Source organism: Paenibacillus sp. NRS-1781, from assembly GCF_050467745.1.
In the GTDB taxonomy this organism is placed as follows: Bacteria; Bacillota; Bacilli; order Paenibacillales; family Paenibacillaceae; genus Paenibacillus; species Paenibacillus terrae_A.
The window spans coordinates 58,163-83,756 of record NZ_JBITPI010000016.1 but is presented as its reverse complement, the minus strand read 5'-3'; the positions used below and the strand labels follow the sequence as shown (position 1 = coordinate 83,756).

Below are 25,594 nucleotides of genomic sequence, written 5' to 3'. Positions count from 1 at the left end.
CAACGATTCTTATGAAGCAGCGTAAATTTAATGTTCTCCTGCTGCTGTTCGGCTTGCTGGGCGCCGTAGTCGGCTTCATCATTGGAGAGCTGATTCTTAACAAACTGATAGGGTACTGGCCACATATCATCGTGATTGGGCTGTATTTTGGCATCATGGCGCTGTGTATTGGTCTCGGATGCCTGCTCGGCGAATGGATTTCGCCACAACTGAACGGGCCGTCATGGCGGCAGCGTTACTCCGGTCTGTCCTGGAAGCTGCTGGTCCCTGCTACGCTGGTGATGCTTTTCGTAGCAGGGCTGTTGCTGGAGTTGGGCTATCAGGTGAACCCGGAAGGTCGCAAAAGCGTACAGGATCTCGTGCTCGTCATTGATAATTCCGGGAGTATGGAACAAACAGATCCCGACAATGAACGTCTGACAGCCGCCAAGAGTCTAATTGGCCAAATGGATGGAGACAAGCGGGTAGCCATTGTTTCCTTTGAGTCCACTGCGCAGTTGGTTCAGCCGTTTACCCCGATTGGCACAGCTGCGGAGAAGCAAGCCGTTTATGCCAAAATTGACAGTATGCAGACCTTAATAACAGGCGGCACAGAAATCGGTCTTGCTTTGGATGAAACCATCAAGGAAATCGAAACTCAGGGTAATGCGGATAAGGGCTCTCTCGTCATTATGCTGTCTGACGGCTTTAGTGAGTTGGATACTCGGACGGCATTGGCTCCTTACATCTCCCGGCAGATTCCGATTAATACGATCGGGCTGAAGCTCGCTGAATCCGATGGTATAGCATTATTGCAAAATATTGCTGGGCTGACGGGCGGAGCCTACTCCAACGTAGCGAATGCCCAAGGTCTTGCTCAGGCGTTCGGTAAAATTTATGACAAAATCGGCGACCGTACACTGGTAACAGAGCGAACAGGTGAATATGCGGACAGTCTGTATTTTGCCATTTATCGTGTTACTGCACTGGTGATTATCGGCGTCCTGCTGGGATTGGCACTCGGACTGATGTTCGATAACCGTTTTCTGGCGCGGAATTTCGCGATTGGCGGGGTTCCTGCCGGATTGCTGGCTGGCTTTATTTTGGAAAAGGGCCTGTCCGGCTCGTCCATCGGTGATTTGCTGATTCGTTTGGTGGCAGCGCTCGTATTGGCGAACCTGATCGCCGTCTTCTCGCTCGTATTGCCAGTTGCGGAAAATACTCGCCGTTCTTCCGGCGGAGGAAGCCCTGGTAACCCATCAGGTAGCCGGAGAGGGGAAACGGAAGGCCCGCCGCGCAATCGACGCAGCAGTGGATTTTAGAACGGGAGGCTGGAGCTAATGCAGTATAGGGATGCACAGCCCGGTGATCCTGCTATTTCGGAGCTGAGCCACAAAATTGACGACAACCGGGTTGTGCTTCGCTGGCAGTGGCCAGAAGGAATCGCCGTGGTATATATTGCGAAACAATTAGCCGATCCGGGTGTGAACGGGCAAGAAGACGCCGAAGCGTTGCCGGCTTTTTCAAGCCTTAAGCTCTTCACACGTGAGGAATACAAGGCTGCTGGCAGCTACCGTGACCGGATTGATGGCATTGGACGCGTTCGGTATACCGTGTATCCGGCTGTACGGGAGGACGGAGATACTTTTGTAATCCGTCAGCAGGATGGAGCTAACCGACTGGAGCTGAGCACGGGTAAAGCTAAAATCAGATATGCGGTCCACCACAAAAAAGGCTGGTTTCGCAGCCGCAAAACGGTGCAGATTCAGGTGACGGCTGAAGTTCCTGTTCCGCAGGAGGCGCTTTGCTATGTGAAAAAGCGTGGTGGCTATCCGGCAGACCAGGAAGACGGAACCTTGTACCCGTTTACGGCACCGTTTGTCGCGGGACGGAATGTGTTGCCCGCTGTCGAAGTGGGCGGAGATGAATTTGTGCGGCTGTTTTTTACGGACGGCCAGAAATATGGCACGGTATATGAATTAGTCCCTGAATGAAAGGAGGCCGCAACCGATGAGTTTTCTTAGCAATTTATTCAGAAGAAAGCCGCAGGCAGCACCAAGGCCGTTATTTTATGATATTGTGTGCCCTTATTGCTTTAGTAAGTTTTCCCCGGAGGAAGTTGTATTCCGTGCTTCTCATCACCGTGAGGATGACGAGGATTATGCTTTGGGCGAGGATGAGCTGCTGAACAAATACCGGGAGCGCTTTGGTTTGGACAGTGTGCATGATATGGAGGCCATTCTTCACCCCCTTGATGTTCCTGAGGAGCATCGTTTGTACTCGGATCATGTACTGTCAGGTCTGACGGATCGCTACGGCGAGCTGACACGTCGCAGATTATGTCCACATTGTCATAATGAGCTGCCAGTGACCGCTGGCAAGGTGCCGAGTAATATCATTTCGATTATTGGAGCTTCGCAGGCGGGGAAATCTGTCTATATGACCTCCCTGATTCATACGTTGCAGCATGTTACAGCCGATCATTTTGATGCGGCTTGCATGCCGCTCAATGCGGAGATCAGCCGCAAGTTCCGTACGATGTATGAGGAACCGTTGTTTGAGCGAGGGGATCTGCTGACCTCTACACAGAAAGAAAAGATGCAGGAGCCTTTTATCTTCCAGTTTGTGTTTAAGGATGAGGAAAAGCCGCCACTGACGCTGGTGTTCTTTGATGTCGCCGGTGAGGGGATGGTCGATCAGGACTATCTGGGTTTACACGGACAGCATATTAAAAACTCGGCGGGCATTTTGTTTATGGTTGATCCGCTGCAAATCCGCTCTATTCGGGAGCGTATCAAGATCAACATCGGCGACAAGCCGGGCGAGTTTGTTTCGCAATATGATGAGCCGCGTGATGTCGTACTTACGATGTTCGGTGATTTTATCGCATATCAGGAAAAAGGGAAGACGGACATTCCAACCGCCATTGTCCTGACCAAAAGCGACATGCTCACTGCGCTGGCAGATGAAGAAGGCACGTACATCAAGACGAACAGCAATATTTTTAATCCAATGGAGCACCGGAAGTATATGGATTTGGATGAGTTTGCTAATATTGATGGCGAAGTTCGACGGTTCATTGAAAAGGTCGATAAGCCGTTCAAGGGCACGATGGATGTGTATTTTACAGATACGGCCTATTTTGCGGTTTCCGCCTTGGGCAGCAATCCGGTAGATCAAAAGCTGCAAGGGTTGGTTAGTCCGATCCGTGTGGATGAGCCCTTCATTTGGCTGCTTTACAAGCTGAAGTACATTGAGGGGAGAGAATCACAGTGAGTAATTCTACCTCTCATTTGATACAGCAGCAGATGTACACACGGGAACGGCGTGGTATTTTCCGTTCAACGGAAGGCTTCGATACGGTGGCCAATTCCAAGGGGCTGGACACTACCTTTATTAAAAAGGTGCTGCATCCCTTGTGTGTGTATGATGCGCCTGCTGCTTTAACAGCGCGTGGTGAGAAGCAGGAGAGCGTCTACCCGGAAGCCATGCATCTGGTACGGACGGAGTCAGGGGATGTGGTGCTGGGACGCAGTATCTACAAGGCAGCGGATTTTACCGGGCTGCGGAGCGCCTTTTTTACGCACAATTATGTGATTTCAGCCGGGCAGGGTGAATCTCCGTCTGATTACAAGCAGTGGCTGAACACATCTTTTGTCGATACTTACGATATTGAGCAAGGAACGGAATTGCCGGAATTGGAGCGTCTGCCGGGTGGGAGCGTATTTCCATCTGTTGATCCGTCTGGGGTGCTGTCTCAATTGCAGCTCGGTGAAGAAATGTTCAAGCAGCTTCTATATGCAGTCATGATGTCGGCTACTGGCCGTAAAAAGGTATATGTAGCACTGAACGTTCCAGTAGAAGCGGTGGCATCTTCAGCCAAGCTGCTGCTGGGTGTGTTGTATGCGGCGCTGCCTTATGCATTTCGCAACAGGCTCGGATTTCTTACATATGCGAAGGAGCCACACAGCAGAAAAGGCATTCATTTGATGTTTGTTGAGCCTTTCAGTTTGCGTCCCGGGGATCGGAATGTGGAAAAGGATTTTGTATTTGACCTGACGAACAGTGGTCGGGTACTCAATGTGGATGCAGAGCAGGTGAGACAGCCGTATTTTGACTGGATTACCCGTACGTTGTTGAATGGCGAGACGCCAGACGATTTTTTCAAATTTGCGGAGCAAATGCTGGCTGGCATGGAGGCAGGGCGTGACCTGACGCTATCCAGCTATCACGAGCTCATTACACTGTATAGAATAGAACAGGAAGAACGCGGGTTATATAACGAACGGCGCATTTCCGTACTGAGAAGCTTAACCGACTATTTATCTTCTCCCGATGCGTTGCCACGTAAAATGCGGCTAAATGACTTATTTCTGTCGTTTTTTGATCATGAATTTGATCGGGTGAAGGATGGATATATTCCTGATGTGGGTCTGGTTGACTGCTTCAAGGATTACTATAAAGTTCACGCGCGTAGCAGCGAGAATCGGTTGGTGGAATATTTAATCCGCTCGCTGAATAACGCCTATACCGCCAGAAATACGGAAGCTGTCACTTATATTTATCATACGATTGAAGAAAATCCTTCATTGGGCAAGTCGTATTTTACGAAGGTGCTGGGTAATCCGGCGCTCACAAAGCTGCTGTTTATTCCTTACATGGATAGCCAGATGAAAAGAACACCGGATGTGAAGGGGTTGCTGGCTGTCGTGCATGAATGGGGCAGTCGATATATTGAAGTATCGGCGAATGCCGATTTTCAGCTTTTAGCTGAGTCCGCATTGATGGGCAAACTGCGTGCCGAAAGAAAGCCGGTAGAGGCTGTGGCTGCTATTCATCAACGGTTGCAACAATGGGAAAGTAGCTCTACGGGGGGCCAACTCTCTCCACTGGAGCAATCCGGGTTAACGGAACGCTTGAAAGAAGCGTCGGATCGGTATTTGCTTACAGAAGTGGAGCTAAAGGAAATCTCACCTGATCAGGTCGTACAGATTCCGTTCTTGACACGTCCTGATTTGGTGCAGTGGGTTGGGAAACTGCAAGCCCCGCTCAAGGGACAGGCGGTGCGCTTGATTGCGGCCTACGATTGGTTTAGCACGGAGAACCCTGAACCGTCAGTACTGGAGGGCCTAGAGCCGGGCGAAGTGGAAAAGGTGCAGGACTGGGCTTACAGCTGGCTGCCCCAGCAGCTTGCGGAGGGTCATTTTGCCCGTCTGCTGCCCGCCTTCTATCGTTCCGATGGCACGGGTGAAGGAATACTGGATTTTGCCCGTCTGGTTAGCTCGATTCGCAAATGGGCGAAGGATAACGATACGATGTATCGTTTTATCCGCTGGTCGGAGGGACATGCCGAATTTGCTACGCCACGGGGCGGTTTTGAACCCGCCTATCGACGCGCGTTGCTTTTGTTCTTACAGAAGGAAGGACGCGAAGGGCTACATAAAAAAACGCTATGGCGTGAATATTTTGAGCCTGCCAAGCCTGTTTTTAAAAATTTCTATATGACAGCAAGGCGTGAGACGGATACACCTTTAGTCAAAACGCTTCGTCGCTTTCGCAAGGGTGGGGTGATTTCCGGGATCGTGCTTGTCGTCATTGCAGGCACGCTAGGCGGCCTGCAAGCAGCGGGGGTAATCGGCTCGGAAACCACGCCAGCACCTGTCACTACACCCAAGCCAGTGCAGCCGCCTGTAGTGGAGCCTACAGTACCCGTAAAGGAAGAGCCTACGGCGATTGTGACTCATGTGCCCAATACCAAGGCGACTACGAAAATGGTCAAGCTGCTGTTTGCTTTTCAAACATCGGCGGAGCAGGCGGCGTTTAAGCCTAAAAAGCTCGTCATTGTCGGTGCGGATCAACAGGAGTATTCATACGAAAATTTTACGCTTGCTGAACAGAACGACAAGGAAGCAGCCAGTAAAGCTAACACTGGTCAGTCCGGTGACGCGAAAACCGGCAGTGCCACTACAGGAAGCACGACAGCAGGGGGGGCTACTGGCTCAACAGTTGGGGGTACATCCAGCAGAAACAGCGCTGATCAGGCCGGAACGGTGACAGGCCAATCGGGCACAGCAACCGATGGAACCGGAACCGACTCTGACGCGCCAACCGAGTATGACCTGAAGCAGTATCCTTATCGCACACTGCTGACCATTTGGCAACGACTGGAGTTAGACGATGCTAGTACAGTTACGGTGGATAGAGAAGAGTACCCGCTGGTTCAAGTGAAAACCGCTGACTAAATGTTTTTTCATGTACAAGCAAAATGAAATAGAAATGAAGTAAAAGACGGGCTTCCTTACAGGGCTCGTCTTTTACTGTAATCACTTTTAATTTTCCGAAAGTATTGACACTAGATAGGCGACTGTTTAAGATTAGTTGGAATTCAAACCATTAAAATTCAATGATTGTGGAGGTTAGTAACGACATGGGAAGTGGAGTATATCCCGTTTGTCTCCCCTGGGAGGAAGAGAGCACGATATATTTAATTAAATGGATTTTTACAACAGTCCGCCGCGAGATTGAGACGGCCTTGCTTCCTTTGGGGCTTACCTCCCCGCAATCGCAGACGCTTTATATACTGGAAATGTCGCCTGGAGTGACCACTACGGATTTGGAAAAGCTGCTGCTTATTGATAAATCAAGCGTCACCAGCCTGATGAACGGGATCGTTAAGAAAAACTGGGCAGTACGCAAAAGTCACCCTCAAGATGCGCGTATGAAGCAGATTTATTTGACTGAGGAAGGCTTGAAAATTCACAAGGTAGCTGAGCATACAGTTGAGCAGATTAAAAGCTCGGTAGGCGTAATCTTATCTGTGGGGGAGTCAGAGACTCTTCGGGGTCTGTTGAAAAAAACACTTCACAATTACCGCCCTGCGAACGCCCGCGTTTGAACGGATATGCCCGGATAGGGGTACTCAAAAGCTGACTTCTTGCAGCATAGATAAGATTTTACAGGAGAGGGAAGAGACCGGATGATAAAAGAACAAACTTATCCCAATGCGGATAAGCTTATGCGTGTGTTGGCCTTCACACTTGTTTTTTCAGTGATGAACGCCTTTATGTTTAATGTAGTCATGCCTGTGATTCGCGAGGAGTTTCATATTAGTGCTTCCGATGTGAGCTGGCTGCTGACCGGCTATATGATTGTGTATGCGGTTGGCTCCGTGACTTATGGAAAGCTGGCGGATAAATACCGTCTCAAGGATTTACTGACGTTTGGGATTATCTTTTTTGCGTTAGGTTCACTTATTGGTCTGTTGGCCAATCAATTTTGGATGCTGATTGTAGCCCGTCTGCTTCAGGCCGCAGGGGCTGCTGTTATTCCAGCGACAGCTATGATCATTCCTGTCCGTTATTTCTCTGCTGAAAAAAGAGGACGCGCCTTGGGCATTACTGCAATCGGATTGGCACTGGGTACGGCGCTGGCTCCGATTATTTCCGGTTTGATTACAGGCTTTGCAAGCTGGCGTTTTCTGTTCGTTATTTCCATGCTGCCGCTTATCGCCTTGCCATTCTTTCGCAAATATTTGGACAACCAGCGTGGAGAGAATCAGAAATTTGATTTTCTCGGTGGATTGCTGCTGGGCGGAACGGTAGCCTTCTTACTGCTTTCCATTTCGCAAAGCAATATTATATTTTTTCTGGTCGGTATGGTGCTGTTTGCTCTGTTTATATGGCGGATCACTACCGCTAAAGAGCCATTCATTCAGCCCAAGCTGTTCCGCAACAAGCAATATTCTTACGGATTGTTTATAGCCTTCTTGGGAGCAGGGGTTAGCTTTGGGCTGCCGTACCTGGCTCCGCAGTTTCTGAACAGTCTCAATCAGCTTACGCCTGCAACAATTGGATTGATTATGTTTCCGGCTGCCATTGCGTCGGCTTTGCTTGGTAAAAGCGGTGGGCGTTTGGCCGATAGCAAAGGAAATTCATTTCTAGTCTATACGGCAGTTACGCTTATGTTTATCTGCTTTATCAGCTTGTCTACCTTTGTGGGCGCGTCTCCGTATCTCATTTTATTTTTGCTCATTTTCGGCAATGTAGGTCAAACCTTTATGCAGATTGCCATGTCTAACACGATTTCCCGTACCTTGTCGACGGATCAGATTGGTGTTGGAATGGGCCTGCTGTCTTTGCTGAATTTTATTTCCGGTGCAGTGACGACCAGTATTTTGGGTAAAACGCTAGATACCTCGTCTACCTTTCACCTGAATCCTGTCGTATCCAACGTGCAGGTGTTCAATTTTAGCAATATATTTACGGTTCTTGCGCTGATTGCGCTCGCGACCATGGGACTTTACGCCTTGCAGTTTCGCCGGGGCCCACGCCGCAATACGACTGCTGCCCAGCAAGGATAAACATTTTATGCAAACTCATGCCAAAACAAGGGTATAATATAGAAGGAAAAGTTCATCTACGGAAGGATGGAGTGTCCGGCATGACAAGAAACCTTCAATATGTACCCTATGGCTATGAGCCTCCAGTCGAGACGCATAAAGGGACTATGATCTATTATGATACGTTTGAGCAGATTACAGCTGGAGAGCTGGAGATTTTTGCTGAAACGGGAGCTGCGTTATCCTTTAAAAAGCTGGTACTGTACCCTTTACATGAGGAAACAGTCAGAAGAATGTGGAAGCAGCCGGTTCGCTCGTATTACAAGAGGGTGGACGACCTTGGGGAGTGGCAGCGGGAGCAGGCTTTGAGTGCTGTCGTAATTGAGAGCTGGGAAGGTAAACGCAAAAAGTATACGCCGATTGAAGCAGCAATCCGTTTTCTGGCGGAAAAATATACTCGCCCGCTTTTTCTGTATATGAGTCCTGAAACTGCAAATTTGTGTGCATCCTATGCGTCGTTCGATGAATGGATCAGAAACGTCAGATTGGTGCTTTCGAACGAGCCATTAGAACTTCATCCGAAGCTGGCACAGTACCGTAATCGCTGGAATACAGTAGAAGAAGCGATAAACCGTCAGCCAAAGGTTGACAAAGAGCAATATGAATTATAGAATAAAACTAATCGTAAAAATTACTATTGTAATTGTATACCATGTATTCCATTTAAGGAGGAAGAGAAATGCGCGTAATTGTTACCTTGGCATGCACCGAATCTGGTGACCGCAACTATACAACAACCAAGAACAAAAGAAATCATCCGGAGCGTCTTGAAATGAAAAAATACTCTCCGCGTCTGAAAAAGTATACGATCCATCGTGAAACTAGATAATGTAGGTTTGCTACATAGCAGCCTGAATTGTTTTGCGTCCTGAACGAAGCCTGAAATCTAATGAATATAGGGCTTCATGAAAGGAGCCATGGCATGGTCTCTCCACTTCATGATGAAGAAATCGTGTTAAGTTTGCAAAAGCCTGCGTTATGGAACCAGCGAAAACTTGAATTAGTCCAGTGGATAGAGCGTCCAAAGATAAAGCTTACGCCTAAGCGAATAGCTTTTTTTCATGGCTGTACGATAGATGTGGAGTTGCATAGTACGCTTTGCCTTTTGAATCGAAAGCACGTGGCAACCGAGTTCTCCTGTGCTGGTGTCAGCATTTGGGACGAGCCGGAGGACCATTCACTATATGCTTATATAACGATGAAGGCTGACGAAAGATCCGGGGCGTTCATGCAATGGGCGATGCGATATATGCGGCATCGTTTGCTTGTCGTTTACGAACCTGAGCGCAACCGTTACGATCTATCGTCTTTTTTTCTGGGACATAACCGTTCCTTTTGCCAACTGATGGAGTATTGCGCCAGTACGTTTGAGTTTGAACCCATAAAATAATATGAAAGCTTAGGTGAATAATATGAAAAAAGATCTTCATCCAACATTGAACAAAGTTATCTTTTTGGACCCTAGCTGTGGATTCTCTTTCTTGAGTGCTTCCACTAAGTATTCCCAGGAAACGATGGAATGGGAAGATGGCAACACCTACCCGGTTATCCGTGTAGATACTAGCTCCGCTTCTCACCCGTTCTTCACTGGTAAACAAAGAAACGTGGATATCGGTGGACGTGTGGATCGCTTTAACAAAAAATATAACCTATAGAACAAGACGAGCGTTATGTTCACGGATGATACAAATAATTCGTGAACATCGCTTTTTTTTATTATCTACAGATAGATACATACGCAAATGAGAACAACAAATCATTTTACACAATCGAAATTGAAGACTCTTAGTGGATATTGGTGTTTTGGATGAGATTTATGGTTATTGTGACCGTTGTACGGATCAATTGCGCAAGAAGCCTTAATGAGTGAACCCTCCGACAGAAGTGGAGGGTTCTTTTTTATATCAAACCAGATTTGTCTGTTAAAGCGAAATGAAGCACTGCTCCCATTGTTCGGTAATGGATGCTTTGTCCAGATGCTCCCCAATGAGCGTGACGTACCCCTGACTCACGGGGAATGCGGTGGGCTGCCACTCCAAATGACTTCCAGAATATTGCAAAAGCATTGTACCTTCGTGTGGAAGCACGCAATAGCCTTTCGCCCGAAGCAGCGAGGAACCAAGCCCGGTCAGGAAGCTTTCCAATCGTTGCTTTTCCAGCGGCTGTGGAGAATATTGATGCAGCGTTAAGCTCTCCAGACGGGAAAACGAATGGGGTTGGTTGGGGTCGCTGATGTGGCTATGACTGTGCGCAGAAATGACTTTGAATGCCGTACTTCTGGAGATACTGCCGGTTCGTCCGATACTTTTGGCGGAAGTAGGGTCGTCCGATGCGGCTGCATCGGTTCGTTGCGCCTGTGCTGCTGGCGTGGGTTGAGATACCTGTACAGGTTTTGTGGTAACGGATACAGAGGCCAGTACAGGCTCCAGCAGTGGTTCAAGGTCAACTTGACTATACTCAGCGGTTTGCAGCTTGGCCGTATCGTTGAGCTTGCGGATGCTCTTGACGACCTTCGTCACTTCACGGCTACTTGCCGCATCTGTCTTGTTCACCACAATGAAGTCTGCGGTGCGAAGTTGCCCGTGCAGGGTCCGAACCAGCTCTTTGTCAGCGGTGAAGCGGCTGTTGTATTCATGAAAAAGCTTAGCGTCCACAACACTGATGCTGTGAACCAGATAAAGTCGATCCGCCAGCAACGGGGAGTGAAGCTCTTCCAGCACTTGCTCAGGGTTGGCTACCCCTGTGGTTTCCATAAAGATCAGATCCGGCTCCTGACTGAGTAAGGTGTCCAGAGCGCCTGCCAGCTCACTTTTTTTGCTGCAACAAATGCAGCCCTCCAGCAGTCCTTCCACCGATACGTCGGGCATTTCTTCAGAAATAATGGCACCGTCTACATCGTATTCACCCATTTCGTTCATTAATACAGCGGGACGGAGCGGAAGTTGGCGGGTATGGGCCAGCAAGCGCAGAAGCAGTGTCGTTTTGCCGCTGCCAAGAAAACCGCTGATTAATATCACAGGAACCTTGTTCATCATTATTCCTCCTTGTTAGGGTTAGTGTGTTGCATTCAAGCGATCAAAGGTGGCTACCGAATCTGCCTGGGTATAAACATAAGGGGATTCCGGCTGTGCCACAGTGGTTATTTTCTCGGATCGAATTTCGAGTACGGGGGTATTGCCTTTCTCTGTGGCATGTAATGTGCCCTCAATGGTCACCCACGTATCCTTGTCAAAGGACGGGACCTTCTTGGATTGGACGATGATTCCGAATGGCATGGCATCGGCAGTACAGCACATGACAAGGAACCTTCCCACCGCAAAAAGACCTTTGCCCGGCAGGCTGCCGTCTTTGTAGACAAAGCCAGTCACCTGCACCTTTTTTCCTTCAAAAGCGTGCTTATACAATTCGATGGCTCCAATGGTTTCGGAAAAAATCTCCGGTTTGATTTGTATGATCGGCTGCTGATATAGACGTTTCGCCAGCTCGGCAAATTCTACGTTGTACTTATCAGGCGAAACGAACAGCTGATCCAGCGTTTCCTGACTCCATGTTCCCCCTGGAAGGGGTAAAGCTGGCGGGGGAAAGGCGGTCGATAAAATAGAGGAGGCCTGTGCTTTCGTGGTCTGTATATCTGTTTTGCGCCGGATCTCCGGGTTGGGATACGTGAAGGACATGCCTTTTTTGGCCGCCATATCACTGCCAAGCGCCTGATCGGGCAGCAGCGACCCGAATAGCAGCGGAATGAGCAGCATTCCGTATACAAGCGTTTTTTTGAACCAGCTTTGCGGTAACGGATGCTCGCAATCACATAAATCCTCATCTGCTCGCTCCCCGGCTATGCCGTGCCATGCCATGGCCAGAGCGATAAACAGCAGGGGCACAGGGCAGAGCAGGAGCAGCTTTTGCATTTGCGGAGCCAGATAGTAATGAAGGGAATTCGAGCGGCTCAAGGTGATGATATACACAGCCAATCCAATCATGAAGAAGGAGCGCATGCCATACTGCCAGCGGATGCTAAAGGTTGAATTCACGTTCGTATTCACCTCCCCAATAACCATTCAGCAGCTATAGAGCCCACCAGAACAAGCGAAACAATGAGCAAGCACAGAACGGCGACAAATTTGGTGCGGAAGGTGCTTAGCAGCATGAGCGTGCCCTTGAAATCCAGCATCGGACCGAGTACAAGAAAGGATGCCAGCGGACCCAGTGTAAAGGTATGCGAAAAAGCAGTAGCCACAAAGGCATCGGAGGTGGAACACAGGGACAGTACGTAGGCAAAGCCCATCATAAAGGCGTACGAGCCAGCTGTTCCACTGCTTAACGAAAGCATTTCATCACGTGGGATGAAGGTCTGGATGGAGGCTGTCAGCAACGCGCCGATAATGAGATATTTGCTCATGTCCAAAAATTCGTCGCCAGCATGTACAAAAAAGCCCCGCCATGTGCGATTGTGGCGATGAGTTTGGTTGTTCTGCTTTGGCTGGTTAAAAGAGAGCAACGACCGTTTGAGCGGATGCACACGCACAAAGGCATACACGACCAGCCCAATGATCGCGGAAACGACAAAGGCCAGCCCCATTCGAACGGCAGTGACCTCAGGATGGGAAGGGAAGGCCATCATCGTCGCAGCCAGCACCACGGGATTGATAATCGGCCCGCTTAAAATAAAGGTGATGCCCATATAGGCAGGCATTCCTTTGAGCATCAATTGGCGAACGACAGGGATCATGCCGCATTCACAGATGGGAAACAGCAGACCCAGCAAAGAGGCCAGCAGGACACCCGGCACAGGATGTGCAGGCGCTATTTTGCGAATCCATGTTTCCGGTACGAGCCATTGTAAAAGGGATGAGACGAGTACACCGATAAGGAGAAACGGGACAGCTTCCAGAAAGATGCCCATAAATACCGTTTTTAACGGTTGCAGTTGACTCATATCTAACGAACGAAGCCATCTGGGAGATAGCGTAACAAGCACAGGGATGAGAAAGGCAAACGGAATCAAAAAAGGTAGCATCTTCAACAGCGTACTGGTTTTCATTCCACGGCTCCTTGGAAATAAGGGTTCTTATCTACAACCTATGCCTGTCATGGGACAAACATGCCCGCTGGTAGCGTCTGGAGTACTCCTTTATGGACAAGTTCAAGCGTGGTCATCTATATAATTGTGTTCTTTAATTGGACAATGAGCTGTATTAATTCGTAAATATAACGATTAAAATTCGACAAACGATTGCAAGAAGGAATTTTTTACGGTACGATCCTTATTAAAACGTTGTAAAGACAAGGAGGATTTTATGATACCGATTGTTGTTTTATCCGGATTTTTGGGCAGCGGTAAAACAACTCTTCTTCAGCATGCGCTGGCTTACTATAAAGGGCAGGGACTCAAGCCGGCTATTTTGATGAATGAGTTGGGCGATGTTAATTTGGACGGCAGTTTGGTGAACGGCCAGGCTCCCATGAAGGAAATGCTTAGTGGCTGCATATGCTGTACCATTCGCGGAGATTTGGGCGTGGAGCTGATGAATCTTGCTGAGGAATATAAGCCGGACGTGATTATCGTAGAATGTACCGGAGTGGCTAATCCGATGGAAATTGTAGATGCGGTGACAGATGCCTCCATCTATTCCTCAATGATTTTACAATCCGTCATTACGGTGGTGGATGCGCGTCAATTTCTGGATTTTGCCTCGGGTCACGAGAGAAACAAGTCGTATCGCTTAATGCAGGATCAGCTTCGATGCGCTTCCAAGCTGATTATTAACAAGACCGATTTGTTGGCTGCGGGCGAGCTACAGAAGGTACAGGCACTCGTAAAAGAAATAAATCCATACGCACTGACGGTGAGTACGCAAACAAGCGACGTGGACGCGGGTATCTTTTTCTCCCTTCAAGGAGAGGAACGTATGCACGTTTCGCGGCAAAAGGAGTCCATAGCCGATAGCGGGAATGATCACCATTATGACCACCAGCATAGTCATCACGAACATGGGGAGCATTATCATTCCTACGACCATGTAGTTGTTCACACGCACTTCTTTGGGCAACCTGTGCCACGCTCCGAGTTTGAACAGTTGTTTCGCAGTTTGCCAGCTGAAATTTACCGAGCCAAAGGAATTGTACGTTTTCTGGAATCAGAGGGTCAGATGATGTTCCAGTTTGCCTACCGGGAGTTGGAAATCATTCCGATTCGCCCGCAAAAGCCAGTGAATGATGTAGCCGTCGTCATGGGCGAAAATTTCTCTGCTTCCGAGATTGAAGAACGGTTGAGAAAGCTGGAAGCAGCCGGAGAACCGTACACATATTAGAAGACGTATAACAGGACATACTAAATATTGGACATATTGTGAAGTGCAATGCTGACGTCATTGTCATTCTGGACTATGGAGATACATCGCTGGTGGATAAAGAGAAGCTGCTGCTGAGCAAGCCCGCTCTGGCTGGTGTGGAAGCGTTCAAAAACAAACGATTTGCAGAGCTGTCTCTGTCCGTAGCGACTGAAGGTGTGCGTGCGCCGATTGCGCTGAAAACCTTGGCTTTCAGCCTGTAACGGGACAAAGTAAAGTAAACGAGTAAAAGATCTACAAAACATTGACGAACCTTTCCTAAACTGTTAAACTTGCTAATGCGTAAAGGTTACGTTTATCAAACGCTTATTTTTTTATTATCTAATCGTAATAATTACGGTAGATGGTTTAATGAGAATAAACGACCTGGAGAATCTGCGCGGAGGTATGTCGCTCAGATGGCTCCAGGCTTTTTAAAGGAAAGGGAGATTTGCGTCATGTTATTAGCCTCACTGGAACAAGTTACATTTGGCTACGGGGATGTTCCTAACCTGGTGGATGCCAATGTTGAAATTTTTTCTGGCGAATTTGTGGCCATTACCGGGCCAAATGGGGCTTCCAAATCGACAATGCTCAAATTGTTGCTCGGTTTGCTTCAACCTTGGAAGGGCAAGGTGTTTATGTCCGACCGCACAGGTGAGGGAAAGAAGCTTGTTGTTGGATTCGTATCGCAGCAAATTGCTGCTTTTAATGGCGGATTTCCAAGTACCATCCTGGAATTTGTCCGTTCAGGAAGATATACTCATGGCTCCTGGTTGCGCCGCATGCGGCCTGAGGATCATGATCTGACAGAGCAGGCGCTTCGTCAGGTAGGCATGTGGGATTTGCGTCATCGTAAAATCGGCGAGCTGTCCGGTGGACAGAAGCAGCGCATCTGTGTGGCACGAGCGCTCGCTCAGGAATCGGATTTGCTCATTTTGGATGAGCCTACGACCGGTATGGATCAGGAAAGCCGCCATCACTTCTACGATCTGATGAATCAGCAGGTTAAGGAATATGGAAGAACCGTAGTCATGGTTACCCATGGACTATCGGAAGTGCAACATTATCTGGATCGTATTATTGAACTTGAGAGGAAGGAAGATGGCGGATGGAAATGCTGCACTACGACTTCATGCAGCGGGCATTTTGTGCCGGTGGGGTAATTGCACTGCTGGCCTCGGTGCTTGGAGTGTACCTGATGCTGCGGCGTCAGGCTCTGATGGCGGACATGCTATCGCATGTATCACTGGCAGGGGTGGCAGCGGGTGCCTATTTGGGCATTAATCCGACAATAACCGGTTTTATTGTAGCTATAATCGGAGCGATTATCGTTGAATACGTCCGCAGGTCTTATAAAACGTACAGCGAGATTTCTGTGGCCATTATTATGGTAGGTGGCCTGTCGACGGCTGTGATTCTAATGAATCTGAATCAGAGTATTAATAAAGGCTTTTCTGCTTATTTGTTCGGTTCAGTGGTGGCGGTCAATCAGACAGAGCTGATGTTGATGATCGCAGTGGCTGTGATCGGTGGGATTTTCTTTTTCGTATTCCGGCGTCCTTTGTATCAGATTACCTTTGATGAAGAAACGGCGAAGACAAACGGCCTTCCTGTCAGATCCATTTCATTTGCGTTTAGCATTTTGACAGGGATGATTGTAGCCGCTGCAATGCCGATTGTTGGTGTGTTGCTTGTCTCCTCACTGATTGTGCTACCGGCGGCATTGGCGATTCGAATTGCACCAAGCTTTACGGCAGCCATCTGGATATCTATGGTGACCGCATTGATCGGGGTATTTTCGGGTTTAACGGCGTCGTATGAACTGAGTACACCCCCAGGGGGGACGATTGCCATGGTGCTGTTATTATTGCTGATCGTGGGAACCGGTATTCAAAAGCTGGTTCGCAAACTGGGTAAACAGCAGGCCTCCCGGCAGAAGAATGCAGCACGCCAGTGAATGAAACAGTGCGTTTTCTGAAAAACAAACCATTAAAGGAGTTATGAGCATGAATACATGGTTCAAAAAATCATTCGTATTGTCTGCGGGGCTGGCACTTATTTTGTCCGGCTGCGGAGCCAAATCTGATCATACAGCTACCAACACTCCCCAAACCGAGCCGAATCAGGCACAAACGACGGACAGCGGCAAAAAGCTGAAAGTGGTTACCACTTTTTATCCGATGTATGAGTTTACAAAGCAGGTCGCTGGAGATCATGCTGATGTAACCGCGCTGATTCCTGCTGGTGCGGAGCCGCATGACTGGGAGCCAAGCGCCAAAGATATGGCACAGGTGAAGGATGCCGACGTTTTTGTATATAATGGTATTGTCGAAGGCTGGGCAGAGCAGGCTTTGAGCAGTGCGTCTAGCGACAAGCGTGTTGTGGTCGAAGCAAGCAAAGGGCTGAACCTGATGGAAGGTACTGCTGAGGAAGGTCACAGTCACGATCATGTGCTGGACCCTCACGTATGGCTTGATCCGGTATTGGCCCAAAAGGAAGTAGAGTCCATTAAAGCGGGTCTTATCTCTGCAGATTCTGCGAACAAAGCAGATTATGAAAAAAATGCTGATGCGTACATCGCTAAATTGAAAGAGCTGGATATCGAGTTTAAAACAGGTCTGAAAGATGTAAAACGCAAAGACTTTATTACCCAGCATACGGCTTTTGGTTACCTGGCTAAGCAATACGGCCTGACCCAAGTGGCGATTTCCGGACTATCTCCGGAGCAAGAGCCTACACCAGACAAGCTGGCGGGCATTATCAAATTTGCTAAAGAAAACAATGTGAAAACCATTTTCTTTGAAACCCTTGTTGATCCAAAGGTCGCTGAGACCGTAGCTACTGAAATCGGTGCAAAAACCGATGTACTGAACCCACTCGAAGGGCTGACGGATGAAGACAAGCAGAAGAACCTCGACTACCTTGGCGTTATGAAAAACAACCTGGAGGCTTTGAAAAAGGCCCTGAATGAATAAGACTGTAAACTGACATTGGAACGACTCCAGTGTCAGTTTTTTTATGTCTGTATAAGCTGAATTCAAAAGTTATCTATCGTGCCACTACGCATCTGGATGGTGCTTCCCATCGCCACCGCCTTAGTAAAATCGTATTTTACAACTTTATTATTATATTTACTTATTGCTATAAGCAGTTATCTCTATTACGTAGTCCATAAAAAGCGATCTCTCCATTAGACAGAAGAGAGATCGCTTTTTGCGTTGCGTGGGATATATTCCAGAACATCGCTCAGGTTATGTCTCTGACCTGTAAGTTCTTCTAATGTGTCGAGAATATGACTTAATGTTTCCAAATCTATGCGTTTTGTCTTACCATCGCACATGTCGTAAATTAAGTTCGGTCGAACTTTTGCTTCGCGAGCCAAGGCATTTTTTGTGATTCCTGCTTTGACCAATGTTTCTTCTAACTTTATGCTTATCGCCAAAAATAATCACCTCTTATTAATTATTTTACCCTGTTAGTAAGCATTATGAAATAATCATAATATTTATAAAAAATCTTTTTAACAAAAGGAATTGCTAATTACATTTGCTCGGTTATAGGCTAAGTTTTGATCTGGTTAAATAAAATTTTTTAAGAAAAGAGGAGAAGAACATGTCAGACATTGCTATGCTTGAGAAGATTGTGATTGTTCATGTATGGGAAGAGGAAGAACTTGATTATGAAACGAGTGAGGCTTATCTTATTAAGCCAGGATATGCTGTGTATGTTCTAACTGGTGCTGTTCATTTGGCAAGAGTGGAGAGAATTTATCAAACGGGTTTGCATCGTTTTTACGTGGAGGATCGTAGCACTGCATCTATTCAATTAGCATCTTGTGTAACAGGAGACATACCTGTAAAGATACAAGAAATTGTTATGAAGCTATTGAGTAAAAATGCATTAGATTGGCTTACTTGTGATGTAATGCATGGTATGATAGGGGGTTTTGAATTTGAAACATTATAATATAGGCTACATATTCCAAAGTTAGAAATCCTAAAGAAATAGAAATTGTCAACCAAAACGGGTTCATAAATTCACATGAAAACGGAGTAGGCGGAATGGCACGATAGGTCACTTCTAAGTCCAGCTTATATAGTGCTAAGGTTCCAGTGGATACCTAGTACTTTGTGATCTTTACTTTACAGGAATAATTTACGTCATTATGAAAATCTGTTTTGAAAACTAATTCAATAGTATCTAGTTTGAAATTCCGTTTGTAATCCAATGGTAGCGTTTTTATTTTTACAGATTTTTTCTATTAACTTCAGTTATTATTTCACCGATATTGAAACTTGGATAGGCATTTTGTTCAGCAGTCAGCATCTGAATGAAGAAGTACGATATATAAAACGACAGGAGAGATTACCTTGGCAACCATTATAGTCGTCGACGATTCTTTATTTATGAGATCTGTACTTAAGGATATTTTTTTGGATTTGGGTCACTCTGTTATTGCGGAGGCGGAAAATGGGTATGATGCTGTTTTGAAATACTCGAACCTTCGTCCAGATTTAATCACCATGGATATCAATATGCCCAAGATGAATGGACTTGAGGCTGTTGAAAAGATTATAAGGCTGGATCCCGAGGCTAAAATTTTAATGTGCTCTGCTTTGGGTCAGCAAGAAGCGATTATCAAAGCATTTCAGGCAGGTGCAAAGGATTTTATTGTTAAACCATTTCAAATGGAGAGAGTTGTGAATGCAATCACAAAAATATTTGGTAGTTGATTAATCGGGTTAACCGTACCCATTCATGATGATGGCTGCAATCCATAAGTTGAACAAGAGAGCATTTCTATGACATAAGATTTTAATTTACATAAATATGAAGCATCTTGAAAATGAGTAAGAGGGTTGTGATTTAAATGAATGTGGAGATGAATAGGATGAGTAATCGGGTTTTGTCTCAAAAAGTATTTATTGATGAACTGATCACCACGATTAGGAAAGGAGGGCTTGTCCCGGTATGCTATGAACGCCTTATTAGCGAGCAACTAGAAAGAATAGATGCTCTTAACAGTGAACTTACCGCGCGCATAGAAGGGGTGGAAACGGATTTAATTCCTAATGCGACATATTCCATTCCCTTTTCCAATGGTGACATTATTTTTCTTGCTCGTTACATTGTACTCATCGGGGACAACACGGAGGGCTACTTTGTTTTTTACAGAGCTGAAGAATGTGAAAATCCGGAAGAGTACCATTTTATAACAAGCTCTTACCAGCTTCCGAATTTGTTGCCTGAATTATCTCTTATGCTAAAAGAACATAGCGCTAATGAGCCTGTTGATATCCTGAATTATTGGAATGGCCAAGCCTATCCATTGAAAAGCTTGAATAAAGAGGATATCAAGCTGTCCACCTACGAATTTTAATCGCATCAGCGGTTTAATTCTGGAGAAGCGTTAAATGGCAAGCCCCTTGGAGGCTTGCCACTTTTCTAATGTTAAGAACTGTCCAACTTCGAGGGAGTGTTACATATTGAATTAGTTGTGGACGTACTGTACTATAAAAGGCCTTTATTATTATTTAGGACGAGCGGACTTTCATCTTCACTATCTGTAACTCCAAAATCATTGTATCTATTTGAGTATCAACTTGGTTCTGGTAGACTATCTGTATGACAAAAGAAAATATAAAGTACGCTAGAACATACGTTTACAACGTCAATTATCACATCGTTTGGTCGGTTAAGTAACGCCGATCTGTACTGTCAGCAGAAATTGAAGCCTACCTTAAAGAACTGTTCCAAGAAATTGCTCAAGAAAAAGAATTTGAAGTAGTCATGATGGAGGTTGGCGAAAAAGACCAAATTCATGTTTTTGCATCAGCACGCCCCCAAATAGCTCCTTCCTATATTGTAAAAATGTTGAATGGAATTTCTGCAAGAAAACTATTTCTGAGGTTCCCTCAATTAAAAAAAGATTATGGGGTGGACACCTCTGGAACAGCAGCTTTTTCATTGAAACCATTGGTCCTATCTCCGAACAAGCCATAAAGAAATACATCGAAAATCAAAAGAAAGGAGACGGCTAATGCAGAGAACCTATAAATTCCGTCTATATCCAACCAAAGAGGAGCAAGGGTACGCGCTGGAACGTTGCCGTCTCCTCTATAATCGTTTGCTCGCCGAACGAATCGCTGCTTACGAGCAAACGGGGCAGAGTCTTACCTATTACGAGCAAAAAGCAACGTTGCCAGAGAGAAAACGGTACATACCTGAACTCAAAAACGTCCATTCCCAAGTCCTTCAAAATGTCGTTGAGCGGTTGGATAAGGCGTACTAAGCCTTTTTTCGCCGCGTCAAAAATGGCGAGAAAGCGGGCTTTCCGAGATTCAAGCCTGAAAGTCAGTACAACTCCTTTACCTACCCGCAGAGTGGGTTTTCCATAGAAGGAAAGCAACTTGTGCTTTCCAAGATCGGCGATGTACGCATTCGACTTCATCGGCAGCCGCAAGGAACGATCAAGACGTGTACCATCATGGTTAAGAATGGCAAATCAACTTATTCAATTCGTGACGTACAAGGCTGAAAGCGCCAGTCGTCAGGTTGTGCAAGTGAATCCAATTGGCACATCGCAGCGATGCTCCAACTGCGGAGAAATCGTCAAAAAATCACTTGCTGTTCGTGTCCATCAATGTCCTTGCGGATACGTTGCAGATCGGGATGAAAATGCAGCTATTAATATATTGAAACTAGCCTTGCAGAACGTATCTTAATCTAACGCAATCAGGCTAGGAACTAGCCTTCAAGGAGGAACGAGGTTACGAGTCCTGATGATTTGAGAAGCTCTCCAATTCTTTGGAGAGAGGTTCACATGCATATTCGTTTACTTCGAATGTCACAATTTTATTGAATATTACATAGTCTTTGCGGCTGTTGAAAGGGCCCTTGTTATTGGTATGCCTATCAATGGCGAAGAAGGAAGCACCCCGTCCGGCATCTTTAGCGTCATACCACTGAATGAAAGAGGCTAGCTCCTTCTTGCTTATATCAAATTCTTTTTCAAGCCCGTTATCCATAGTCACAACCAGAATTGCACGGTCACCACTCGGCTGTGAGGGTTCGGAGGGTTCAGAGGGCTTTGACGGTTCGGAAGGTTTAGTTGGTTCAGACGGTTCAGGAGTTGGCGCTACCTCGACAGGTTTAAAGGGAAGTAACGACCCATCCGTATCAATTGCGTATATAAATAAATAGTTGGGTGTATTATTTACAAATTCAACAGAGTGCTCTCCTTGAGGCAAGTTTAATTTTTCGTACATGATTTTACGGGCTGCTACGTCACTTCCAGTCAAAGAAAAGTTATCAACCTTAACACCATCTATAATGACATCAATGCTGCTGGAACCAGACCACCAAGTGGTAGAAATTAATCTTAATTTAGTACCTGTAAAATTAAACTTTAAACTGGTTCCAGATTTTTGCCAGGGAGAAGTCCAGGTGATTGGGCCAGTATTATCACGAAACCAATTACCACCAAGATAGGTAATCTCGGGCGTATTTGCTTCATAACGAGACCATCCTTCTTCCGGTTTATTAAGGACATCCCCCTTAGCAGCAGCATATGTGCTGTGGCTAGTACTAAAAAAGAGAACCATCATCCAAACCACCGTGAATAAAGTTAGCTTTACAAATTTCATAATCATTACACTCCTTAAATTTTATTTTCTTACCAAGACTACAAAAAATGAAAAGTATTGTCTAAACATTAATACCTATATTTATAAATAAATGTTTATAAAACCCATATATATTGGAGTTTGGAATATTCTACGTTCCAGATTATAGGAATTAATACTATGATGTTCTATTACATGTGGGCTGGAATTACGATTGGGAAGATTCATTTTTTGATGTCAAAGCGTGTTAAATAATCCCCTGAGAGCATCCCATTCTCTCAGGGGATTATTTAACATTGATAATCAAACGCATGTTCGCATATAATACAAACAAACGTTCTGATAAGGAGTGAAGGAGCATGCTGGAAAAATACGTGGGACAGATCGTGGAAATCGTGTATATGGATCGGAAGGGCAAGCTGTCTCAGCGGCGCATTGAGGTGCATCGTGTGCGGAATGGCTTGATACGGGCCACTTGTTTACAGACAGGCCAGCCACGCGTTTTTCGATTAGATCAGGTATTGGCATGGCATCCGGTAATCAGAACAGCATAGGAGGCGTTTACGTTGGGGAAAAAGCTTGAAGGGAACGGCATATGGGAAAGCTCTCGCATGATCTTGCCTGAGCATCGGGATGCATATTTGCGACTGATGAAGGAGCAGGGGAGACGCGGCAAGCCGACACTGGACGATCAGGAAATGCAGCAGATTGAGCAGGCGATCATCATTTCCTATAACGAGCGGAAGCCCATTACGCTGCGGGTATTCAATCCATTTGATGACGAGGAGCTGTGCGGGTTTGTGACGGTGATTAACACGAGTCGGCGGGAAGTGAAGCTGTCCCGTGGAGAAGAGGATTTTAGCTGGATTAAGCTGGAGGAAATTATAAAGGCAGATATATGAGCATTATGAATCAGTAATGGTAAAAGGAGGGGTTCAGTTGAAAATAAGTAAAAACAATGGTGAACGAAGCCCATCATTTTCCGATCTCGCAACCGGAGCGAGCAGCGCACTGGCTAAAGCAGCACATATAAATCATATCTGACTGGTCTTTTCATTAAAAATATCCTTCGCATCTGCTGGAAGAGCTTGTACATGATGAAGATAGTTCGTAACACGTTGATCATCCTGAGTCGGGTATTCATAATCATAATGATTAGCCACCTCCAGGGCCACTTCTCTGAATAAGTCACCCATCCTAAAAAGTGCCTGCCACATGTGTTCATAATCTGCATTCCTGATCCTGTCAGGAAGAAATGCAAAAGAACCACAGTTCAAAATGGTCGAAATGACGATTTTTATTGTGGTTTTTTATTCTATTTTAGGAATTAAAAACAGTTTTTGTCCAAATTCCGGTCTGAAATGTCCATGGAATCAGGATATTTATTCCATATAATAAGGAGGTGAATTAATTGAAAATGATTATCAATATCAAAGGAGTGATCGAGTTGCCAAAAGCTACTACTGCTATCTCGCAAAATACTCGTTATCTGGAGAGTCAGGCTGCACGGGAATCCAATGCCAGATCCTACCCCTCCCGTATCCTCATTGCCATCGCCGAAGCAGAGGGCATTCATGTCAAGGATATAGATGGAAAAATATATTATGACTGCCTGACCGGGGCCGGAACTTTAGCATTCGGTCATAACCATCCGGTGGTCATTGAGGCGATCAGGAAGCTGCTGGATCACAAGCGTCCTTTGCATACGCTCGATTTGACTACTCCGGTGCATGTGGCCTATACCAGGTTGCAGCACGGTCATGGTTAAGCAGGCCGAGGGATGAAAATATGGGCTGTGTCCGAGCAATGGAAGGTCGTCATCACGGTGATGCTCGGCACCTTTACGGTTTTGCTGAATAACAGTTCGCTGAACCCGGCGATTCCGTCTTTCATTAAAGTATTTCATACGAACGCTGCTACGGCGAGCTGGCTCATCACTATTTTTCTAATCACGATGGGTATGACGATGCCTTTAACCGGGTATCTGGCAGATCGTTTTGGAAAAAAGAAAGTATATCTGAGCGGACTAGCGCTCTTTGTCACAGGTTCCTTGCTCGGCTCGTTATCATGGGGGCTTACCACTGTCATCCTCTGTCGGGGACTGCAAGGGATGGCAGGCGGGCTGATGATTCCGTTATCGCTGGCGCTGATTTTTGAAGCCTTTCCCAAGGAGGAACGCGGTAAGGTTACGGGAATCTGGGGGATTGCGATTATGGCGGCTCCGATGCTCGGACCTACGGTGGGAGGAATCGTGCTATCTCTAAGCAGCTGGCAGGTGCTTTTCCTCATAAATGTGCCAACCGGACTGCTGGGATTGCTGCTGGGGATGCGTTATTTAACAGCTGCACGTAGCAATCCGTCGCGCACCTTTGACAGCAGCGGATTTATAACGGTCACGTTGGGTGTGGGGTTGATTCTGTTTGCGCTGGGCAGGACAACGACAGCTGCGGATCTGATTGCCCCGCTGCATATTCTGCTGTTCCTTGCAGGAGCGGTTTTGCTGGTTCTGTTCGTGCGAATGGAGCTGGTAAAGGAACAGCCATTGCTGAATGTGCACATTTTCAAAATACCGACCTACAGCTTAAGCGTCATCGTGGCGAGTGTACAGGCGATTGCGATGTTCGGCAGCATTTTTCTGGTTCCGATGCTGGTTCAACATGTGTATGGCTATGACGCCATGATGACAGGACTTGTGTTTTTGCCTTCCGCTATATGTACAGGGTGGTTTGTCACGATAGCAGGCAAGCAATTAGATCGCAAGGGGCCAAAAGGAATGATCAGCACGGGACTTATCATCACATGTGCCGCTACGGCGATGCTCGGTATGCTCCAGATGAATTCACCGCTGTGGATGATCTTCGTCCTCATGATGCTGCGGGGAATTGGGCTGGGTCTGTCGAATATACCTGCCACAACGGCCGGGCTGAATACGATTCCCGATGAGCTGGTAGCCCAAGGCTCGGCAATGAACAATGTGATGCGCAGACTGACCTCTTCCCTTGGAATGGTTGTGATTTCGATTTATTTTGAAGTTCGCAAGGCTCAGCTTCTGGCGGGGGGCTATTCGGTGGAAACAGGAACGCTGCAAGCGATCAGGGAGGGCTTTATCGGGATGAGTATATTGATTTTACTCACCATTCCCGCCGCTTTTTTCCTGAAGACGCCTGACTTCCTTCGTAAAAAAGGAGCGCGTCGTACATCCAGTGATACCCCGAAAGCGAAAGCTTCTGCGGCTACACCTAAGGTTTGAACAGGAAGGG

27 protein-coding genes and 4 pseudogenes are annotated in these 25,594 nt (G+C 46.6%); 25 read left to right on the top strand and 6 right to left on the bottom strand.

The genetic code is table 11. The features are described 5' to 3' along the window. Nucleotides 1-11 precede the first annotated feature (11 nt). From ACIFO6_RS06440 to ACIFO6_RS06395, 10 genes are all read left to right on the top strand, one after another. A complete protein-coding gene (locus ACIFO6_RS06440; RefSeq protein WP_430039178.1) occupies nucleotides 12-1,301 on the top strand; it encodes a vWA domain-containing protein in 1,290 nt (429 codons plus the stop codon). 18 nt (nucleotides 1,302-1,319) lie between these two features. After that, nucleotides 1,320-1,973: a beta-mannanase gene (locus ACIFO6_RS06435; protein WP_430039176.1), complete on the top strand. Its 654-nt coding sequence runs from the start codon at nucleotides 1,320-1,322 to the stop codon at nucleotides 1,971-1,973. Between the two features lie 16 nt (nucleotides 1,974-1,989). Next, entirely contained in the window at nucleotides 1,990-3,255 is a 1,266-nt protein-coding gene (locus tag ACIFO6_RS06430) for a TRAFAC clade GTPase domain-containing protein (protein WP_430039174.1), read from the top strand. Further along, nucleotides 3,252-6,221 carry a hypothetical protein gene (locus ACIFO6_RS06425; RefSeq protein WP_430039172.1) on the top strand — a complete coding sequence of 990 codons (2,970 nt, stop codon included), beginning with the start codon at nucleotides 3,252-3,254 and terminating at the stop codon, nucleotides 6,219-6,221. Before ACIFO6_RS06430 ends, ACIFO6_RS06425 begins: the two co-directional genes overlap by 4 nt. A 185-nt stretch (nucleotides 6,222-6,406) precedes the next feature. Then, a complete protein-coding gene (locus tag ACIFO6_RS06420) occupies nucleotides 6,407-6,874 on the top strand; it encodes a MarR family winged helix-turn-helix transcriptional regulator (protein WP_430039170.1) in 468 nt (155 codons plus the stop codon). An 81-nt stretch (nucleotides 6,875-6,955) separates the two neighbouring features. Then, on the top strand, nucleotides 6,956-8,338 hold the full coding sequence (locus tag ACIFO6_RS06415) for an MFS transporter (RefSeq protein ID WP_430039168.1): 1,383 nt from the start codon (nucleotides 6,956-6,958) through the stop codon (nucleotides 8,336-8,338). An 80-nt stretch (nucleotides 8,339-8,418) separates the two neighbouring features. After that, nucleotides 8,419-8,988: a hypothetical protein gene (locus ACIFO6_RS06410; RefSeq protein ID WP_430039166.1), complete on the top strand. Its 570-nt coding sequence runs from the start codon at nucleotides 8,419-8,421 to the stop codon at nucleotides 8,986-8,988. A gap of 68 nt (nucleotides 8,989-9,056) precedes the next feature. Beyond that, entirely contained in the window at nucleotides 9,057-9,206 is a 150-nt protein-coding gene (gene rpmG, locus ACIFO6_RS06405; protein WP_007430271.1) for a 50S ribosomal protein L33, read from the top strand. A 276-nt stretch (nucleotides 9,207-9,482) separates the two neighbouring features. Continuing rightward, complete coding sequence (locus tag ACIFO6_RS06400) at nucleotides 9,483-9,767, top strand: hypothetical protein (RefSeq protein WP_430039164.1); 285 nt, start codon at nucleotides 9,483-9,485, stop codon at nucleotides 9,765-9,767. Between the two features lie 22 nt (nucleotides 9,768-9,789). After that, complete coding sequence (locus ACIFO6_RS06395) at nucleotides 9,790-10,032, top strand: type B 50S ribosomal protein L31 (protein WP_014281334.1); 243 nt, start codon at nucleotides 9,790-9,792, stop codon at nucleotides 10,030-10,032. A 267-nt stretch (nucleotides 10,033-10,299) separates the two neighbouring features. Here ACIFO6_RS06395 and ACIFO6_RS06390 read toward each other — a convergent pair whose 3' ends face one another. The 3 genes from ACIFO6_RS06390 to ACIFO6_RS06380 are packed head-to-tail and all read right to left on the bottom strand — an operon-like array spanning nucleotide 10,300 to nucleotide 13,418. Then, nucleotides 10,300-11,412, bottom strand: coding sequence for a CobW family GTP-binding protein (locus tag ACIFO6_RS06390; protein ID WP_430039162.1), 1,113 nt, complete (start codon nucleotides 11,410-11,412; stop codon nucleotides 10,300-10,302). Between the two features lie 18 nt (nucleotides 11,413-11,430). Next, nucleotides 11,431-12,408 (bottom strand): TIGR03943 family putative permease subunit, encoded by a 978-nt coding sequence (locus ACIFO6_RS06385; protein ID WP_430039160.1) that lies wholly within the window; start codon nucleotides 12,406-12,408, stop codon nucleotides 11,431-11,433. Between the two features lie 8 nt (nucleotides 12,409-12,416). After that, complete coding sequence (locus tag ACIFO6_RS06380) at nucleotides 12,417-13,418, bottom strand: permease (RefSeq protein ID WP_430039158.1); 1,002 nt, start codon at nucleotides 13,416-13,418, stop codon at nucleotides 12,417-12,419. 256 nt (nucleotides 13,419-13,674) lie between these two features. On the opposite strand from ACIFO6_RS06380, the gene ACIFO6_RS06375 reads away from it, so the two are divergent. The 5 genes and pseudogenes from ACIFO6_RS06375 (at nucleotide 13,675) to ACIFO6_RS06355 (ending at nucleotide 17,684) form a co-directional block, all read left to right on the top strand. Further along, nucleotides 13,675-14,688: a CobW family GTP-binding protein gene (locus ACIFO6_RS06375; RefSeq protein WP_430039156.1), complete on the top strand. Its 1,014-nt coding sequence runs from the start codon at nucleotides 13,675-13,677 to the stop codon at nucleotides 14,686-14,688. 35 nt (nucleotides 14,689-14,723) lie between these two features. Next, nucleotides 14,724-14,930: pseudogene (locus ACIFO6_RS06370) on the top strand (ABC transporter substrate-binding protein); the annotation flags it as partial. Between the two features lie 234 nt (nucleotides 14,931-15,164). Next, nucleotides 15,165-15,872 carry a metal ABC transporter ATP-binding protein gene (locus tag ACIFO6_RS06365; protein ID WP_025685519.1) on the top strand — a complete coding sequence of 236 codons (708 nt, stop codon included), beginning with the start codon at nucleotides 15,165-15,167 and terminating at the stop codon, nucleotides 15,870-15,872. Further along, complete coding sequence (locus ACIFO6_RS06360; protein ID WP_430039154.1) at nucleotides 15,818-16,666, top strand: metal ABC transporter permease; 849 nt, start codon at nucleotides 15,818-15,820, stop codon at nucleotides 16,664-16,666. The genes ACIFO6_RS06365 and ACIFO6_RS06360 overlap by 55 nt, the downstream gene beginning before the upstream one ends. 49 nt (nucleotides 16,667-16,715) lie before the next feature. Continuing rightward, nucleotides 16,716-17,684 carry a metal ABC transporter substrate-binding protein gene (locus tag ACIFO6_RS06355; protein WP_430039152.1) on the top strand — a complete coding sequence of 323 codons (969 nt, stop codon included), beginning with the start codon at nucleotides 16,716-16,718 and terminating at the stop codon, nucleotides 17,682-17,684. A gap of 215 nt (nucleotides 17,685-17,899) precedes the next feature. Here ACIFO6_RS06355 and ACIFO6_RS06350 read toward each other — a convergent pair whose 3' ends face one another. Next, nucleotides 17,900-18,151 (bottom strand): helix-turn-helix domain-containing protein, encoded by a 252-nt coding sequence (locus ACIFO6_RS06350; protein WP_430039150.1) that lies wholly within the window; start codon nucleotides 18,149-18,151, stop codon nucleotides 17,900-17,902. A gap of 170 nt (nucleotides 18,152-18,321) precedes the next feature. Between ACIFO6_RS06350 and ACIFO6_RS06345 the strand changes: the two genes are divergently transcribed. From ACIFO6_RS06345 to ACIFO6_RS06320, 6 genes and pseudogenes are all read left to right on the top strand, one after another. Beyond that, entirely contained in the window at nucleotides 18,322-18,675 is a 354-nt protein-coding gene (locus tag ACIFO6_RS06345; RefSeq protein ID WP_430039148.1) for a hypothetical protein, read from the top strand. Between the two features lie 404 nt (nucleotides 18,676-19,079). After that, nucleotides 19,080-19,442 carry a response regulator gene (locus tag ACIFO6_RS06340; protein ID WP_430039146.1) on the top strand — a complete coding sequence of 121 codons (363 nt, stop codon included), beginning with the start codon at nucleotides 19,080-19,082 and terminating at the stop codon, nucleotides 19,440-19,442. Between the two features lie 158 nt (nucleotides 19,443-19,600). Next, nucleotides 19,601-20,089, top strand: a complete 489-nt coding sequence (locus ACIFO6_RS06335; protein ID WP_430039337.1) for a hypothetical protein — start codon at nucleotides 19,601-19,603, stop codon at nucleotides 20,087-20,089. Nucleotides 20,090-20,424: 335 nt separating this feature from the next. Continuing rightward, nucleotides 20,425-20,750 (top strand): annotated as a pseudogene (tnpA, locus tag ACIFO6_RS06330) (IS200/IS605 family transposase). Beyond that, a complete protein-coding gene (locus ACIFO6_RS06325; protein ID WP_430039144.1) occupies nucleotides 20,750-21,001 on the top strand; it encodes a helix-turn-helix domain-containing protein in 252 nt (83 codons plus the stop codon). Before tnpA ends, ACIFO6_RS06325 begins: the two are co-directional and overlap by 1 nt. 118 nt (nucleotides 21,002-21,119) lie before the next feature. Continuing rightward, nucleotides 21,120-21,434: a zinc ribbon domain-containing protein gene (locus ACIFO6_RS06320; RefSeq protein WP_430039142.1), complete on the top strand. Its 315-nt coding sequence runs from the start codon at nucleotides 21,120-21,122 to the stop codon at nucleotides 21,432-21,434. Between the two features lie 45 nt (nucleotides 21,435-21,479). Here the strand turns inward: ACIFO6_RS06320 and ACIFO6_RS06315 are convergent, their stop codons facing one another. After that, the gene (locus ACIFO6_RS06315) at nucleotides 21,480-22,355 is read right to left on the bottom strand and encodes a hypothetical protein (protein WP_430039140.1); all 876 of its coding nucleotides are present in this window, start codon (nucleotides 22,353-22,355) and stop codon (nucleotides 21,480-21,482) included. Between the two features lie 338 nt (nucleotides 22,356-22,693). Between ACIFO6_RS06315 and ACIFO6_RS06310 the strand changes: the two genes are divergently transcribed. Then, nucleotides 22,694-22,888: a hypothetical protein gene (locus ACIFO6_RS06310; protein WP_430039138.1), complete on the top strand. Its 195-nt coding sequence runs from the start codon at nucleotides 22,694-22,696 to the stop codon at nucleotides 22,886-22,888. A gap of 12 nt (nucleotides 22,889-22,900) precedes the next feature. Beyond that, the gene (locus tag ACIFO6_RS06305) at nucleotides 22,901-23,236 is read left to right on the top strand and encodes a YolD-like family protein (protein ID WP_430039136.1); all 336 of its coding nucleotides are present in this window, start codon (nucleotides 22,901-22,903) and stop codon (nucleotides 23,234-23,236) included. Nucleotides 23,237-23,368: 132 nt separating this feature from the next. Here the strand turns inward: ACIFO6_RS06305 and ACIFO6_RS06300 are convergent. Next, nucleotides 23,369-23,569 (bottom strand): annotated as a pseudogene (locus ACIFO6_RS06300) (aminoglycoside 6-adenylyltransferase); the annotation flags it as partial. 182 nt (nucleotides 23,570-23,751) lie between these two features. Between ACIFO6_RS06300 and ACIFO6_RS06295 the strand changes: the two are divergent. Then, nucleotides 23,752-24,063: pseudogene (locus ACIFO6_RS06295) on the top strand (aminotransferase class III-fold pyridoxal phosphate-dependent enzyme); the annotation flags it as partial. A gap of 51 nt (nucleotides 24,064-24,114) precedes the next feature. Continuing rightward, a complete protein-coding gene (locus ACIFO6_RS06290) occupies nucleotides 24,115-25,584 on the top strand; it encodes an MDR family MFS transporter (RefSeq protein WP_430039134.1) in 1,470 nt (489 codons plus the stop codon). Nucleotides 25,585-25,594: the final 10 nt, after the last annotated feature.